Origin of the sequence: Marinilabilia rubra (assembly GCF_003121985.1) — a bacterium.
Lineage (GTDB): Bacteria > Bacteroidota > Bacteroidia > Bacteroidales > Marinilabiliaceae > Marinilabilia > Marinilabilia rubra.
In genome coordinates this window covers 385,841-403,126 of sequence record NZ_QEWP01000002.1, presented here as the reverse complement: position 1 = coordinate 403,126, position 17,286 = coordinate 385,841, and the positions used below count along the sequence as shown (strand labels likewise).

The following is a 17,286-nucleotide window of genomic DNA, read 5'->3' as shown; positions in this document are numbered from 1 at the left end:
TCAGAAACATATAAAATTAGAAATTTTGAGATTACCCCTTTATCATCTGCCTTCTCTCTTCTAAACTTCTGCCTGCTACCACTCTTAACCTTCATTTAACCTATTCCCGGTTTTAACCCTGTAATTTTGCAATTTTGTTAAAACCCGGGTATGCTCAAAAAGAAGGATTTCGGAAAAGATTTTAAATGGGGTGTCACCATTAGTGCCTTTCAGAATGAGGGTGCCGCTTTTGAGGACGGCAAGTCGGCCAGTATATGGGACACTTTTACATCGGACTCAGAGAATGTCAATGATGGAGAATCTCCGGGAAGTACTTCAGATTTCTACCACAATTATAAGAAGGATATTAAACGGGCCCGTAAACTTGGTTTTAAAGTCTTTCGTTTCTCTCTCTCCTGGCCCCGCATCATCCCTGATGGAAAAGGGGAGCCAAATCCATTGGGCATTGACTTTTACAACCGGGTAATAGATACTTGTCTGAAACAAAGTCTTGAGCCCTGGGTAACCATCTATCACTGGGATTTGCCACAGGTTTTGGAAGATGAAGGTGGATGGACCAACCGGGAAATTCTTCAATGGTTTTCGAATTATGTAGAAGTGGTGACTTCTGCATTTGGCGATCGTGTGAAGCACTGGATTGTGATGAACGAACCTATGACCTTTGTGGGCCTGGGATATTTTACCGGATACCATGCACCCGGCCGCAACGGAATTGGTAATTTCATGAAGGCAGCCCATCATGCAACTTTGTGCATGGCTGAAGGGGGAAGAATCGTAAAAAGAAATGTCGGGGATGCAGAGGTAGGAGTGGCACTCTCCTGTTCTTATGTAAGACCTGTTAATAAGATTCTCTTCAATCGAAGAGCAGCCAGGCGAGTGGAGGGATTGCTAAATCGCTTTTTTATTGAACCGCTATTGGGTCTGGGCTATCCAACCGATATAATACCGGCACTGAACATTATTAAAAGTAATTTCCAGCCGGGCGATGAGGAGCGTCTTGCTTTTGATTTCGACTTCATTGGGTTGCAATATTATTTTCGTGTAGTGGCCAAATTTAGTCTCTTTCCTCCCGTGTTGTTTGCCACAGAAGTTCCTCCATGGAGCAGAAAAACTAAACTAAACAGCATGGGACTGGATGTCTATCCCAAAGGACTCTCTTCTTTGCTCAATTTTTACTCAAAATACGATAGCATCAGGAAGATTATTCTAACAGAGAGTGGCGTTTGCTATCCCGATTTTTTGCGTGGCGACAAGGTTAATGATGCCCGGCGCAAAAAATACCATCAGAAAATGCTGAAGCAGGTTAAAAAAGCGATTAAAAGAGATATCCCTGTGGGCGGTTACTTTGTATGGACGCTTGTGGATAATTTTGAATGGCGGGAAGGCTTTAAGCCAAGGTTTGGGTTGGTTTACAACGATTTTAAAACACAAAAGCGCACAGTGAAAGCTTCCGGAAAATGGTTTAAAAAATTCTTGAGAGAGGACTGATGCAGTTAAAGACTTTTTTCAATGAGGTCATTTACAGGGAATACTCCGTTAAACTTTTATAAAAGTCTAAAGTTCAAACTCTTGCGAGTGAATGAGCTTTCGTCTTAAAGCTCAAATTATCAGCATTATATGATTTATCTTAAATCTTATATCTAAAAGTCTAACGATCTATTGAACAGGTGTACTATGGCAATAATATATACGACCCTAAAAGTGGCTGTTGGGAGTTAACATTACAATATTTGGGAGGGATTAACCCGTTTCGATTTTTTGAAAAAAGTCTCAGACTTTCATCACCGGAAACAGACATTTGAAGCAACTTCCTCTATTTGGGGTACTTTCCACCCTGAGGATTCCTTCATGAATATCAATAAACTCTTTACACAATAATAGCCCCAGGCCGGAACCCTCTTCATCATTGGTGCCTTTGATGGAGGAGTTCTTCTTTATGGCAAACAGGTTATCAATTTGTTCTTTTGTCATTCCTACTCCGTTGTCCACAATGGCAACTTCGGTGTAGTCTTTGTTTTCAATTGTAACTTGCCGGGCTTTTATTTCTATCTGGCCATTGATAAAGGTGTACTTAATAGCGTTTGTAATCAGATTTCTGATAATGGTTTGAACCATTTGAAGGTCAGCATATAGATGTAAATCTGAAGAGATATTACAGCTGATTTGGATAGACTTATTATCGGCCTGTGCTTTAAGGATATCCAGCTCTTTTTTTACGATAGTAAAAGCATTGTGCTTAAGTGGGGTGTATTGAATGGTCTTGTTTTGCGCCCTGGCCCAGCTCAGCAGGTTCTCCAAAAGCTTATAAGTATGTTTAATGGAATTGTTAATGGAAATCAGGAAGGATTTTCTTTCTTCCTCTCCTAATTCATCATGAGTTATTAATGCGTCTGATATTCCCCAAACAACACTTATAGGGTTTTTGAGGTCATGGGCAATTATGCCCAGAAAGCGGTCCTTTGTAGCATTACTTTTATTGAGATCTTCATTTTTCTTTTGAATCTCTTCTTTATTCCGAAGGGCTTCCCTGGCTTTTTCATCCAGCTCTTTGTTTATTTTTAAGGTTTCATTGTATAAAGATTGGGTTTTCTCCTGTTCCTGTTTTAGCAAGTGATTTGATTTAAAAAGTCTGAATCTGAGATTGTATTGAATTCTGTTGATGATGAAGCCCAGAATCAGAATAGGATATATGTCAACGAGGGTAAAAAACTCCTTACTCGAGGGCTTTCCAAATACAAAAAGGACACTGGTAAATAAAATTACCGGCAGTGCATAAATAAAAGATGTAGTCCTTGTATTAAGTTTATTGTCCAGCGAAATAACAAAAATAATCAGAATGGTGCCTGTGACGCTTGGTGCCAGGGCATCCTGGTGTAAATGAATGAGAATTTTACCAAACATCATGAATTGAAGCGCTACATAATTAATTTGGTATAAAACCGATTTTAATTTGTAGCGATTTTTTTTGTTTATCAGATGAATGATAAGAATGACCAGAATGAGGGTTAGCGGTAAAATCCGCATGGAAGCAGCTTTTAGATTTTCTCTCACAAACCAATCGGCATACATGTAATAGGCCAAAATAATAAAGCCTGTTACAAGAATGGAAGTGAGGTTTTTTAGAAAAACCGCTTTTAAATAGGCTTCAAAACCTTTTTTGATATTTACCGGATCTTCCGTCATACACTACTTTTCATATCCCCTGCAATAGGGATCTTGTTGCCTAACCATGCTCTTTTGAGTAATCCTACAGATGATTTTTCTGAAAAATCTAAGGCTGTAGTTTAATTTTGTGTTGTTAATTTCAATAAATCCAAAGAAATAGGAACAAGCGTAACACAGTAAATGGGAATTTATGGACACGCACTAATTAAAGTTTTGAATGAGCGTCTTATTGTTCTTTTCATAAAAAATCAAACATGCAATTGTAAATTTAAGCCCAAATTAATAAAAAACGGGAACCTGGCATTTGTGTGATCGGTAGCCAGTTTCCCGTTTATGGAAAAATATTTTGCTCTGATTAATAACGGAAGATAAAGCTTCCGCTATTAATAATTCCTCTATCGTCTATTCTACATATTCCAATTCCCATTGAGCACTAAACCAGCCTTGCTCTATGGTTTGGCATTCTAATATTTCCCATTCGTGATGAATGTAACGATCCGACTTCCATTTATTCCTTATTTTGACGTATTTGCCGTCTACTTCATATAATTCCCATTTGGCACTATCCCAGCCAGGATCTATGGCAGTACATTGAAGGCCGTCGTTTTCTGTGTTTAAATAGGTTCCTTTCCAACGGTTTTTGATTCTTACGTAATTGCCTTCGCCTGATGGTTCAATAATCCATTGACAACTATGTGCGCCAAGACCGATATTTGATGAGCGAACTGGTCCGTTCTCAATATGAATATACCCGTTTTTATGACGGTTTTTTAAGCGAACCAGAGTATTGTATGCTACCGCAGTTCCCTGTGAATCGCTTGCCCATATAGCTCTTGCCCCCGGCGCATGAATAACCAGGTTGCCATCATCTTGTAAAAACAGGGTTTCGCCACCCTGTCCGTGCGAATTGGCAGACCATTCTGCATGGTCAGGTGAAGTGCGTATGAAAAAGTTGCCATCCTTTTGGAAGCGCAGTTCCATGGCTCCCCTCCAATGTGAACCTGAGTACCAGATTCCGTTTCCATTCTGGATGATTACCATATTTCCGTCTTTTTGGAAATCTAACCTGTATTGTCCATTTTTTGAGCGCAACACCGTTTCACCGGGCATCCAGGTTTTTGTGCTGATATTGCTCCAGGCTCTTTCTCCTACGGTTGACCATATAACTTTTGACCCAGGTGCGTGAATTACAACTTCTCCTGAGTTTTCAAGTGACAGGGCCTCACCACCTTTACCATGGCAGTTGGCTGCCCATAAAACGCCCTCATCATTAAATACCAAAAGATTGCCATCCTGCTGGAATCTCAATCCTGTTGCCTCTTTGTTTGCGGTATTTGAAGTCCACTTTACTTCATTCCCGTTGCGGTAAAGTACCAGGTTGCCATCGGTTTGAAAAATCATGGAATAGACGCCATTCGTGGATTGCAAAACGGTTTCTCCGGGCTTCCATGTTCTGTCACCATTTAAATTCCATGCTTTATTAAGCATGTTAACTGGTTTTATGTCCCACATGGCACTAAATGCTCCGTCACCCATTTCGCTACAAATGAGGGCTCCTGTTTCAATATTTAGTAAAGTTCCTTTCCACCTGTTGCGCAATCGTACAAATTCGGTACCCGGTACACTCTCCATTTTCCATTGTGCACTATGCCATCCGGGGGCGATCTCACCGGCCTCAACTTTGCCATTCTCTATATGCAGGTAAGTGCCCTTATTGGCATTTTTTATCTTGATGTATTCAGGTGATCCAATCACAGGTTCTATCTCCCATCGGGCACTTATCCATTCCTGTTGGATGTTACCGCTGGCAATATTCGGGTTTTCATGGTGGAGAGCCTGATCCGGTTTCCATCTATTATATATTTGAACAGGACTGCTGCCATTGGTCATAAGCCTTTTCCATAGCTCGTTTCTCAGATCAACATGTTGCTGATATTTTTCATTGACTAATCTCCGGTATTCATTCCCATAACGGGTAACATCGCCGGGATCTTTGTCAAAGCCTTTGTAGAGATCATCGTAAAATATAGCATCCCATTTGTATTCAAGATCATTGATCAGTCTGTACCAATCTTCTTTAATGGCATTGGCCCTCAGGATACTGGATTCTGCAGGTGATGTGCCAATAAGTTTTATGATTGCCGGATTAACCTGACTGTAGAATTCTAATACTGCCCTGTTTGAAGCGTGAAAAATCGGTTCTCTTAAATCGTTGGCCCTGTTGGGAACACAACTTGAAAAACAATCGGGATGGTCAGATAAAATAGTTCCGTGCCTTGCATGACTGCTAAATTCGGCAACATGTCCTGCGAAATTTCCAAGCTCGTTGAAGCCTTTCTGGGCAATGTGAATAGATGCGCTAACAGCAGGACCGGCAACGCTTTTTACTCTTTTGCTTATCTCACCAACAGCATTAAATACCCCCGGGAATTTATCTCTTAATTTATTAAAAACCCCGTGGGCGATAGCTTCAGGATCAAGCGTTGCTTCGAATTTAAAATTATAGTTCTGATCCATTACCCGCATTTCGACGTGGGTTTCCCCTCCCATTTCCATGCTTTGCAAGCTTCCTGACATGTCAATGTAAAGGCGTTTAATCTCAGCATCTTCAAATACTTTCTCAACGGCAGAGGCCAAAAATCCAACTTTGTGGGCTTCGTTCATCAAAAACTTTTTGGCATCCACATCAAAGTCGGCATGAAGAACAAATTGATCTTCCATGTCGAAATGGTATTGAAAGCCACCTGTTAAAAGGTCGCAGACTTCTGCATCGCCTGACAGCTCAAATCCTTTTTCCATGTCATATTCTCCCACTTCCAGTTTGGTTGGAGAAAACTGAATGACAGAGTTGGTGAGTGAATAACATTCGGGAAAAATATTGGGAACCTTTAGCCCAAATCCTTCCCTCAGAATTTTAGCCATGTCGTTGGCGGTCATTTTATCCACACGAGTGGCGTAAAGTCCAATTTGTTTATCGGCCGGGGCTACGGATATGTAAGCGGTAAATTGGTTGTCGAAAAGAATGGCATCGTTAATTGCAATCCCAATCTTGGTTGGAGTGGGGCTTCCGGGGATGTATCCAATTTCCAAAGCACCCCCGTTAAGAATGATGGAGTTATCCTTTACGAAAGTATTAATTCCAAAGGGATCGATCCATTCTGTCATGTAAGAACCGGCACCCTTTAGTTCCTGGGTAATCAGGTTATATCCGAAGGTAAAGTAGGTTTCCAGTTCGGGATCAACATCAGAGGGTTTGATCATGAGACCTGTGGTCACCTGAAGGTCCAGCGAACCTGCTTCGGCAGCGGTGCCCAAAGCGATAGACGAAAACTTAAAAACGGTTCCCGGGTTATCGATATGTACCAGTTCAATGGGATCAGGAAATGCAAGTTCTCCTTCCAGCTCAAATGTTCCTTTTCCGATTTTTGTTACGACTTCCATTGTTGGAGCCGATATTCTTAAAGCATCAAAAAGAGGTCTCAGGTTTCTTTTGGTATCCACCTTAGATTTTACTTGAAGTCCTTCCATAGAGGCCTCCAGCATTATGCTGTCCAAACCCAGTTTTGACATCATATTGTAACCGGGAAAGTTTGTTAGCTGCTCTATAGAAGCTTCTGTCGAGAGGCTCAGGGGTTGAATCGTTCCGGTGAAATCGAACTTCCCGTAACTCTTTAGGTCAAGGGTAAACTTATTTTCGTTTTTAATGTACGGTATGTCTCCCAGCCCTGCTATGGAAATACTGTTTTGGGCGAAGGAACAAAACACTACCGCCACTAGTAAAAATAAAGTTAACCTTATTTTTTTCATGTTTTTAAGTTTAAGAAAAGTTAATATGAAAGCTTAGTTGCTGTAAGATCGATAAATTGAAATTATATTATTCTTAACAGAGATATTTAATGATATACCGTTGGGTGAAAATTGCTTTTGACTTTCTGAGAAAGGATAACTAAATTTAAAGGAACAGACAAATCCTTGATGGTTTTTCTGCTGTTTTTTGTATAACTCCAAAACCACTCATCATGTCAGTTCCACAAGAACACATTATCGGTATTCATGTAGATGATCGGTACGACGAAGCCCAACAGGTACAGGAAATTCTCACCCGTTATGGTTGCTCAATCAGAACGCGGCTTGGATTGCATAACACCAATGGAAATAATTGTTCCGAGGTGGGCATTATTCTGCTTCAGCTTATTCCTGACAATGAAAAAGCCGGTGTTTTGGTCAGTGCCCTGAAAAAGGTTGAAGGCGTACAGATAAAGGAAATGGTATTTTAGTTTTTCTGTGTTGGTAAAAAATCACTAATTTGGCCTGCAAATTTTAGTGAGTCGAATAAATCAACCAATACAGATATGAACCTATTCATGATGATGCAGGCTGCCGGTGAGGCTGCGGCCCAGGGAGCAGAACTAGCCGAGGGAGAAGAAAAAGTCACCATTGATCTTATTGAACTTGTAATGCAGGGAGGTTGGATTATGATTCCGCTTTTCCTGCTTTCTTTTGTTGCCATTTATATCTTCATTGAACGTTATCTTGCTATCAAGAGGGCATCTCGTGAGGATAAAAGCTTTATGAACCGCATCAAAGATTACATCCACGACGGTAAAATTGATTCTGCCCTGGCTTTGTGCCAATCAAACAACAATCCTGTTTCGCGAATGATTGAAAAAGGAATCACTCGCATTGGACGCCCCTTACAGGATGTAAACACAGCCATTGAGAATGTTGGAAATCTTGAAGTAAGCCGTCTTGAAAAAGGCTTGCCCGTTTTGGCCACTGTTGCAGGAGGAGCACCTATGATAGGGTTTACCGGCACGGTTATTGGAATGATTAAATCGTTCTGGGAAATGGCCAATGCCGGAAGTAACATCGAAGTGGATATGCTGGCCGGAGGAATTTATACTGCACTGGTAACCACAGTTACCGGGTTGATTGTAGGTATTATTGCTTATTTTGCATACAACTGGCTGGTAGCAAGGGTTGAGAACGTTGTGTTTAAGATGGAGGCCCGTACCATGGAATTCATGGATTTGCTGAATGAACCGGCAGGTTAAGAAATGAGGGTAAGGGCAATTTCAGCTTGGTGATTAATGGAAACAAAACAACATTATGGCTTTAAAGTCAAGAAGTAAAATAAATGCAACATTCAGCATGTCGTCCATGACTGATGTGGTTTTTCTTTTGTTGATCTTTTTTATGATCACATCCACATTGGTGCATCCAACGGCTCTGAAATTATTGTTGCCTCAGAGCAAAAATCAAACAGCTGCCAAGCCATTGACAACTGTTTCGATTACCCGTAATTTGAATTTTTACGTTGAAGATCAGCGGGTCAGTTTTAATCAAATAGAGCCTCTTTTAAGAGAAAAGGTGGGCCAGAACCCGGAAACTTATATTTCACTTCATGTGGATGAAAACGTGCCTATGAAAGAGGTGGTAAGGGTAATGAATATTGCCAAACGGAATAAGTATAAACTTATTTTGGCTACACGGGCAAAGTGATTTTTGTCTGATAATATTATATCTAGAAATCTAATGATCTGTTTTTAATGGAGGATCGATCAAAAAAGGATAAACGTGCCGGAGTAATAGGAAGTACCATTTTTCATGGTTTGATTTTGATATTACTCATGATTTTGGGACTTTCCAGTATGCCACAGGAAGAAGAGGGGATATTGGTCGATTTCGGTGACTCCCAATCAGGAATGGGGGCAAGTGAACCGGTACGGAATGAACCTACCGGGCAAAAAAACACACCTCCCCCCGTTAGTAAGCCCGAGCAGGTCAGTCCGCCTCCGGCAACAACACCTGAAACATCAGAGGAAGCTGTCAATACTCAGGAATTTGAAGAGGCCCCGACTATAAGTGAAGAAGAAAAAGCCAAACAGGAAGCCGAAAAAAAGAGACTGGAAGAGGAAAGAAAAAGACAGGAAGAAATAGAGCGTCAGAAAAAAATAGAAGAAGAGCGTCAACGCCAGGAGGAGTTGGAGCGACAGAGAAAATTGGAGGAGGAGAGACGTAAACAAGAGGAACAGGAGCGTCAGGCTCAGGAAGCCCGAAACAACGTGTCTAATGCTTTTAGTAAGTCTGATGGAAGCAATTCTTCTCAAGGCGAGGCTGGTGGCTCCGGGAATCAGGGTGCACTTGGCGGTGAGCCCAATGTTGGTAATTACAATGGCTCCGGCAAAGGTGACAGTGGTACCGGATTTGACCTGAGTGGTCGTACCTTGAGTGGCGAATTGCCGAAACCGGAATACAATATTCAGGAAGAGGGAATTGTGGTAGTTGAAATAACGGTCGATCGCAATGGAAATGTGGTGAGTGCTGAACCTATACTTAAAGGTACCACGACTCAAAATTCTTACTTGTGGCGCATGGCACGTCAGGCAGCTTTAAAAGCCCGATTTAACAGCGATGGCGATGCCCCGGCATATCAGAAAGGGACCATTACTTATCACTTTAATCTTCAGTAAACCTTTCTTGAGCAGAGGAGACAGAAGGTTTTATATTTTGTAACACTTAGTCTAAATCGTAACAATAGACTCTAAGGGTACTGTAAATTCTTTATTATCAAAAAATATTAATCCCGGAAGATAGGGTATTATTCTTATTTAACTGGCAGCGAGCCAAACGAACAGAGATTAGCATACGGATACAGATGATTCGCCAGAAAAATTTTATGACGGAATTTTCTGTTGAAGAAAGTTTTAGGTTACTTGACGAGCAATTTAAGGAGACAGGTCCGGGCAAGATTTTTATAGCCATATAATGGGAAGAACTTTCACGGTCCTTTAATTTGCAAGAAAACAAGATTGGCCCGGATTGTCTATTTTATTCTCAAAAGGTGTGCCACGACCAGTGGTGAACGGAACCATATGGCAACCTGCCGCTCCCAGGGCTGTAGAAGCCACAAGGTCATTCCCCGGGGCACTGAGTAGATTCAGGCCTTTTGTGGTGAGTTGTTCACCATACTTCAAAACATCTTTTACTTTGTCTGTTCCACATTTTTGAGTACCACCAAGTGATTTTTCTTCAAGTGTTGAGAGGCCACCAGCTTTGTTTTCCGGTGAGGGATTTTCGTAAATGGGCTGCTTGTTTTCAAGGAAATAGCCATTGAAATCATTGATCAGGTGCACAGTTTTTTCAAATACTTCCTTGGTCTTGGCTCGATTCATTAAAAAAGTTTCAGCACCAAACATCTCGGGTACTTCTGCAAGGACAGTTGTTCTGCCTTGCGCCACGAGAAAATAAGAAAATGCACAAATAAAGGGTTGGCACTTATTTCGGAAAACCCGCCGGAGACTCCACTCTTAAGGCCTATTTTAATTTGGATGCAGGTATCTCTTGACTTTTATCGGAACTCTTCTTTGTTGGCCCGGACGCAAGAGTTGGTGATCATAACAAAGTAACCTCGCTCCTTGGCTTGATTATCTATTCAACTGATGACAGCTGAAAAAAATAAGTAATCATGTTTTAATTGGATTTGCGGATTGGTTGTTGTTTCTTTAAAACCGGGCTGATGTCGGGGTGGTCTTTGAGGGCCATTAAAACTGAGGAAACAGAAGTGTTAATAGCTTCTGCAATATCTTTGAGGGATGTGCGTTTTTGTTGACATAACTACCAGGCACTTTGTTAAGAATAATAATGCTGAATTATCGCAAAAATGTATTATTAATAGTTTTTTTGATATTGAATTTGGTGCAAAAATGGTTTTTGCGGAAAATTAATTGATTTGTGAAAAGAAAAAGTGACAATATATTACAGGCTTCATTTCCTTTGTTTTCGGCATCATTTTTTGCACAGGGGATTAATTTTCTGATTTTATTTATTCTTCCGTTTTTTTACTCTACACAAACAATCGGGCAATTTTTTGTTTTTTCAGCGTTGGGGCTCTTAATTGGGCCTTTGGTGTCTTTTAGAAGTTTTAATGCCATCCTTATAAGTGATTCCAAAAATCTGGCAGAATTTAATTTAGGTATTTCAATAGTTCTAGGAGGAGTAACTTCCTTTCTTTTTGGAGGATTACTTTATTTTTTATCCTTGTTTTCGATATTGGACATTGGTGAGAAAATTGGTGCCGGATATCTTCTTCCTGTTTTTGTTTTTCTTATGAGTTTATTTATTTCTTTTGAGAATTTTTTGAATTTTCAAAAAAGATATATTTGCATTGGATATGCAAAACTAATTAAGTCTTTTATTACCCTGGTTCTAACCTTATTGTTTGGTGTCTTTGCTCCCTCCGTTTTTTCAATTGTAATTGCTTTTCTATTTGGGCAATTGTCTGCAGTTGTTTACCAGATTAATATTTCAAGGGTAACCTGGAGAGTAATCAGGTTTTCAAAAAGAAAATTGAATTTTTTTATTCTCAAATACAAGGATATTTTGGTTTTTAATTCGTCCTTATCCGTTGTTTCTGAGTTGAATAGTCATTTGCCAACAGTTCTTCTTTCTGCGTTTTATGGTGATAGTGTTGTGGCATTTTACGGTATGGCTCAGCGCATTTTCTCTACACCTGTAAGTGTTTTGGGAAATAGTATTGCAACGGTTTTTGGAATACAAACCGTTGAATATTACAACACATTACAACACATTTCAAAATACTTCTTTTCTACTATTTTTAAAGTTTCTATTATTGCTATTCCATTTGGTGTAGTTAGTTTTTTGTTGGCACCTTTGTTTTTCGATAGTTTTTTTGGAGAGGAATGGCGAGATGCAGGAATAATAAGCAGGATAATTCTCCCTCTGATTATTGTTCAAAATATCTTGATGCCTGTTACTATTTTATATACAGTTCTGCATTTTCAAAAACGAGTTTTTGGTTTTTATCTTATAAGCTTTTTTGTTCGAATTGTTTTACTTTTTATTCTTCCATATTTATTGTTTGATATAGACCTTTTTTTTCTGCTGGCTATCTTCGTTGTTTCCGGAATTATTCACTATATACTATATTTTAAAGAATTTGTTGAGCAAATTAGGTCTTATGAGTCTGGTTTGAGTTCTTTTTGAATACAAGGATGATAGTTTAATTTGTTTTTTGAAATAAATATTTTGGCTTAATAAAAACTGCAATTGGGTTCGATGAAACGAACAAGAATTTCGAAATGGTAACTTTTATAAAGTTCGTCCCGAAGAAATTGGAAAATTGATCTTGAATTTCCCTGAAGGATCGGGAATTCATAACTTAGACTATATTTGCATGCATGAAAAAGGAAACATCACATATTATTGATTGGCTGGATCAAAACTTTTTTCGATTTATAGTAAAGGTAATTTATCCTCAATACAAGCGACCAAGAAGAGGATATGAGAAACACTACCGAGTTTTATATGACTTTGCTTTTATGCAAAAAGTAATGGGGTTTAACCGCATGGTTCCATGGCCGGTTGACTTTAGGAGTAAATTAAGAGGTTGGCGGCTTATAGAAAAAGGGGTGATGTGTGATCCTGGCGATAGTCCAGGAGTTTATATTAATGCCCATGGAGGACTAAAAATGGGGGATAATGTTGAAATTGCTCCCAATACCACAATCGTAACTACCAATCACTATAAATATGATCAAAGAAAAACTTCTAAAACAAAAGGCGTTACTATTGGAAGTAATGTTTGGATTGGGGCCAATTGCGTTATTCTTCCCGGGGCAAAAATTGGGGATGAGGTGACTGTAGGCGCAGGCTGTGTTGTATCCGGCGAAATTCCATCAAAATCTACTGTGGTTAGAGGCGATGATAGTATTAAGATAATTCCAAAAACCAAAGATTATGAATGGGATATCTATAAAGAGCAGCTGACTTGAATTAATATATCTGGTCGACGGACGAAGGCATAACTAATTCACCAGTTTTACTTCACATGATGATTCAGTCCATTGTTTAATAAGATTCCGGATCTCCATTATTTCAGTCCCTTGATTTACCCATTGAGAGAGGTCAATCGATGCAGATAGCTGAGTGTGATTTCTTTTATCTGAAATTTGAATGGATGGAGCCGTGCATTTTCCGGACGAATCAGTTTTAGCTCGGTTGCTAATTAAATAGCCGCCATCAACAGAGAAAAGAATGGGAGCTTCAGAAACTGCTCTCTTCAAATTATCGTGAACCATATAAGTTATTTCAGCTCCATCAAAATAGTCTCCTGAAACTTTTACCTGAGCGGCTGATGCAGATATTTCTAATTGGTGGGCTATGGATTTTATTTTCTCCAAGGGCCCGGCAAATAAATCAAGGGTATCTTGGTTGTTTGTAACTAAGGTTTCTTCTCCTCTGAAAGGGTAAATTATTTCAATGGCTTTTAAGAGATAATGGACTGAAAGTTGATATTCGCCTTCTTCTGCTTTTTTGATTCCTGACAAATAAAATTGCTCAGCAGCATCAAAAGCTCCTTGTTTCCTTGCATTTCTTTTTTGCTCATAGGTTTGTGCAGATAAGCGGTAAAGGACATAATAGTAATCCTCATTCTGATATTCATCAATCACTTCCTGGCCTTCCAGGAAATCTTCACTTTGAGTTTTAATCTGGCTTTCATATATTTCCCGTATTCCATATTTATCCTCCACACGGTACATTGAGGCTTTGCTCTTTACATGAGTGGCTATTTGAGCTGCAATGTCAGACAAAGCTTTTTCAGCAGCTCTTTGGCGGTAAATTTGTGCAGAACCTCTTTTAGGAGCTGATCCAATGCCATAGTAATAGCCCTGGTTAACAGGTCTTTCAGAAACCCATGAAGGAGGCTGGGAGTAATCTTTGACTGCCTCTTTTTTGGCCTTGCAACCCCAGATTCCTGAAAACAGGAATGATACAATGCCTGTGACTAGAATGACTTTGTTCATATTTTTAAATCTCAGGATTGTAGTTGATGATTTTTTGTGAAATCTCATCGGATAATTCTGCTAATGCTTGTTTTTTGAGTGTACCTGAATCATTCAGTTCTTTTCTGCTCTCAAAAGTAGCGTGAAGCTCTTTGACAGCTTGGGGGGTGTCGTAAACCTTGTCGAGCTGGCTCTTTTTTGTGAGTGAATACCAGATTCCTGGCACAAGTTTACGATGATCACCATCAAACTCAGCATATTTAACCTGATCTTCAAGCTTCTTATCAACAACATCTGAAACCATTACTGATTTGTTTTGTGCATGGGTTAAAGTATAACTAAGGCTCAAATTGAAGTTACTTTTTCTGGTGTACTCGTAATAATAAACCTTTCTGTATTCTGTTACTTTTTCTTCTGTTCCATCCTCTTTTTTTAGGGTTTTGGATTCTTTTAGCCAGGCTTTTCGCCGTGTCTTTTTTAGTGGAGTTGTGGCTGATGAGTAATCCTTGATCTTTCCCGAAAGAACAGCATCAATATTGGAAGGTATCCTGGGGGCACTTTCATATTTATTTAATAGCAATTTACGAAGCAAATTGTAATTCAGGTCTGAATTATTCATTGTCGTGGATTTAACCACTTCGTAAAAAGGTGAATTAAGTCTGCTTATTTGAGACGTGATATAGGTGCGGATTTCATCTGCTATATTCTTTTGGGATAGTCGATAGGATGAAAAAGGAATAATCCCAATTCTTATCAGAGCTTTTTCGCGGGCTTCGCTCTGAAATGTAGAGGCTTCTTTGTATTCTCCGTTGTTTTTGAGGATTTCATCAAAAGCATAGTAAGCTTTGCGATTTTTTTCTGTTTTCAGGAAATTTAACCCCTCCCGGTAGACAGGTTCATACCGTGCAGTAGTCCTGTGCTTTGTTGCATCCCGGTAATTTGGGGCAATTTTGAGGATTTCATCAAAAAGGCTGAGTGCATTTTCAAAATTATCTGTGTTTAATGCATTGATTGCCTTACCGTACTGTTCGTTCAAGTAGGTGTCTTTTACTTCCTGATAATAGCTGTACACATTCTCTGAGATATCCAGGTTTATACCAAAACTTTTAACTTGTCCATGGTATTTTTCAACATCCAGAAATGCGTAAACCGCTTCTTTGTATTGTTTGTTGCGGTAAAAAGCCATGAATTCATCGCTTTTTTGGTCTAATACCACCTGACCTGTTCTTTTAAGTCCCAGTTTGGAGTCGATATTATCATCGTTGGCCTGAAGTGATCGGAGATAAAGATCTGCGGCTTCAGTAATCAGGCCTGCTTTCTCCAGTTCCAGAGCCTTATTCATGTAGCGTTTGGATGCGCAACCTGATAGTACGCAACCTATGAATATGGCAATGATTAACAGGAGAGGGAGTCTTGTGATGAAATTACTTTTTGTCATGGATTCTATTATGAATTAATCATATACAATGCGGATTTAAACCCTTACGCAAAAAATGCGCATAGGTTTAATTCGGGGCCTCTTTTTTAGAGATTGAAAAAAATCATATTTTTATTTTGGAATTTTGTGCTTCTTTCGGTGAAAACCGGAAATTTTCTTTGATTTCAAACAACCGATTTTTAAATTTTTTGAAAAAGTTTAATGAAGTATTGTAATCAAAGAGAAAACAAAAACGTATTTATTAACACACAAATTTAATCTCATGAGAAGAATATCTCTATTGTTTGTATTAATTTTTTCAATTGGTCTTTCTGTTTTTGCTCAGGATGAAAATAAAGAGGAGAAGGAAGGATATAAGTTCGAAACCATTGTTGATTTAGCAACCACATCGGTAAAAGATCAGCATAGGTCCGGAACTTGCTGGAGTTTCTCCGGAGTTTCATTTTTGGAGTCCGAAATGATGCGCTTAGGAAAAGACCCGGTGAATTTTTCTGAAATGTTCATTGTTCGTCATTGCTATTCTGATAAAGCTGAAAAATATGTCAGGTTACATGGTAATTTAAATTTCGGAGCAGGCGGAGCTTTCCATGACGTTTTGTATGTTTTGAAAAACTATGGTGCAGTTCCCGAAGAAGCTTATGAAGGTCTTAACTATGGTGAAGAGAAACATGTACATGGGGAAATTGACAATGTTTTGAAAAGCTACGTAGACGCGGTGATTGAAAATAAAAACCGGAAAGTTAGTACCGCCTGGCATGATGGCTTTGAGGGCATTCTGAATGCTTACCTTGGTGATGAACCTAAAAAATTTGAATATGAAGGAAAGGAGTATTCTCCTCATGAATTTGCCGATGAAGTGATTGGTTTGAATGCCGATGATTATATTCAGGTTTCTTCATTTACCCATCACCCGTTCTATGAAACTTTTATCATGGAAGTTCCTGATAATTGGCTTTGGGGGGAGGTTTACAATGTAAAACTTGAGGAGATGATGGAAATTATCAACAACTCTCTGAAAGAAGGATATACTGTTGGGTGGGCTACCGATGTAAGTGAAAAAGGGTTTTCACACCGTAACGGAGTTGCCATTGCTCCTGAAGAAGATATTGAAGAAATGGATGATACCGAACGATCGCGTTGGGAAAAGATGAGTGAGGCTGAACGCCAGCAACAATTGTATTCCTTTAACAAGCCGGTAAAAGAAAAAGATATTACCCAGGAATTACGTCAAAAAGGTTTTGATAATTACAAAACCACCGATGATCATGGAATGCATATAGTTGGGATGGTGAAAGATCAGGATGGTACCATCTATTACAAAGTCAAAAATTCATGGAATACCGATAATAAATATGATGGATATCTTTATGCTTCTGAAAATTTTGTGAAGTACAAAACTATTTCTGTAATGATTAATAAGGAGGTTGTTTCCAGGGACTTGAGTGATAAGATGAACATTAAGTAAGTGTGCTTAAATCTGAATTACTGCCAAGAAAAGTTAATTTCAAAAAAAGAGGTAAAAGTTTACCTCTTTTTTTGAAACTTCTAACAGCCCACGCTCGTTATAAAGGATGAAGTTTTCTTCATAAGTAAGGGTTTAGGTTAGGTAAATTGAAAAGAAAGAGATAAAAGTTTCTCTTAATCAATGCTTAAGAAAAAAAAGTGAAAATTTTTATCTCTTTCTTTAAACCTTTTAGATGATTAACTGTTTAAGTATATAGATTTTCATAATTTTGGGTTAGGGTTAAGGTTAGAAACGGGAGTTACCAAACGAGGTAACACCCGTTTCTGTTTTTATAATAGCCCCACCAATGTTAAAATTTGAGTCTGCCTATGGGTTTATAACTTTGTTAATTCCCCCGTTTAATATAAATGCCC

Annotated in this window: 13 protein-coding genes; 8 read left to right on the top strand and 5 right to left on the bottom strand. The window is 39.0% G+C overall.

The window, feature by feature from the left end:
- Positions 1-150 precede the first annotated feature (150 nt).
- Positions 151-1,488 (top strand): glycoside hydrolase family 1 protein, encoded by a 1,338-nt coding sequence (locus DDZ16_RS04430; protein WP_109263217.1) that lies wholly within the window; start codon positions 151-153, stop codon positions 1,486-1,488.
- A 282-nt stretch (positions 1,489-1,770) separates the two neighbouring features.
- Here DDZ16_RS04430 and DDZ16_RS04425 read toward each other — a convergent pair whose 3' ends face one another.
- Positions 1,771-3,183, bottom strand: coding sequence for a sensor histidine kinase (locus DDZ16_RS04425; protein ID WP_109263216.1), 1,413 nt, complete (start codon positions 3,181-3,183; stop codon positions 1,771-1,773).
- A 384-nt stretch (positions 3,184-3,567) separates the two neighbouring features.
- Complete coding sequence (locus tag DDZ16_RS04420; RefSeq protein ID WP_109263215.1) at positions 3,568-6,972, bottom strand: RICIN domain-containing protein; 3,405 nt, start codon at positions 6,970-6,972, stop codon at positions 3,568-3,570.
- A gap of 212 nt (positions 6,973-7,184) precedes the next feature.
- Here DDZ16_RS04420 and DDZ16_RS04415 point away from each other — a divergent pair, with 212 nt between their 5' ends.
- The 4 genes from DDZ16_RS04415 (at position 7,185) to DDZ16_RS04400 (ending at position 9,638) form a co-directional block, all read left to right on the top strand.
- Positions 7,185-7,442, top strand: a complete 258-nt coding sequence (locus DDZ16_RS04415) for a hypothetical protein (protein ID WP_109263214.1) — start codon at positions 7,185-7,187, stop codon at positions 7,440-7,442.
- Positions 7,443-7,517: 75 nt separating this feature from the next.
- Positions 7,518-8,219: a MotA/TolQ/ExbB proton channel family protein gene (locus tag DDZ16_RS04410; RefSeq protein ID WP_109263213.1), complete on the top strand. Its 702-nt coding sequence runs from the start codon at positions 7,518-7,520 to the stop codon at positions 8,217-8,219.
- A 55-nt stretch (positions 8,220-8,274) separates the two neighbouring features.
- Positions 8,275-8,667, top strand: a complete 393-nt coding sequence (locus tag DDZ16_RS04405) for an ExbD/TolR family protein (RefSeq protein ID WP_109263212.1) — start codon at positions 8,275-8,277, stop codon at positions 8,665-8,667.
- A gap of 47 nt (positions 8,668-8,714) precedes the next feature.
- Entirely contained in the window at positions 8,715-9,638 is a 924-nt protein-coding gene (locus DDZ16_RS04400; protein WP_109263211.1) for an energy transducer TonB family protein, read from the top strand.
- 318 nt (positions 9,639-9,956) lie between these two features.
- Here DDZ16_RS04400 and DDZ16_RS04395 read toward each other — a convergent pair whose 3' ends face one another.
- Positions 9,957-10,406: a UxaA family hydrolase gene (locus tag DDZ16_RS04395; RefSeq protein WP_317046363.1), complete on the bottom strand. Its 450-nt coding sequence runs from the start codon at positions 10,404-10,406 to the stop codon at positions 9,957-9,959.
- Positions 10,407-10,899: 493 nt separating this feature from the next.
- Between DDZ16_RS04395 and DDZ16_RS04390 the strand changes: the two genes are divergently transcribed.
- Positions 10,900-12,171, top strand: a complete 1,272-nt coding sequence (locus DDZ16_RS04390) for a lipopolysaccharide biosynthesis protein (RefSeq protein ID WP_109263210.1) — start codon at positions 10,900-10,902, stop codon at positions 12,169-12,171.
- 194 nt (positions 12,172-12,365) lie between these two features.
- Positions 12,366-12,959, top strand: coding sequence for an acyltransferase (locus tag DDZ16_RS04385; RefSeq protein ID WP_109263209.1), 594 nt, complete (start codon positions 12,366-12,368; stop codon positions 12,957-12,959).
- Between the two features lie 33 nt (positions 12,960-12,992).
- Here the strand turns inward: DDZ16_RS04385 and DDZ16_RS04380 are convergent, their stop codons facing one another.
- The gene (locus tag DDZ16_RS04380) at positions 12,993-13,991 is read right to left on the bottom strand and encodes an LPP20 family lipoprotein (RefSeq protein ID WP_158275604.1); all 999 of its coding nucleotides are present in this window, start codon (positions 13,989-13,991) and stop codon (positions 12,993-12,995) included.
- A gap of 4 nt (positions 13,992-13,995) precedes the next feature.
- Positions 13,996-15,408 carry a hypothetical protein gene (locus DDZ16_RS04375; protein ID WP_146192195.1) on the bottom strand — a complete coding sequence of 471 codons (1,413 nt, stop codon included), beginning with the start codon at positions 15,406-15,408 and terminating at the stop codon, positions 13,996-13,998.
- 262 nt (positions 15,409-15,670) lie between these two features.
- Here DDZ16_RS04375 and DDZ16_RS04370 point away from each other — a divergent pair, with 262 nt between their 5' ends.
- Positions 15,671-16,873, top strand: a complete 1,203-nt coding sequence (locus DDZ16_RS04370) for a C1 family peptidase (protein WP_109263206.1) — start codon at positions 15,671-15,673, stop codon at positions 16,871-16,873.
- Positions 16,874-17,286 lie beyond the last annotated feature (413 nt).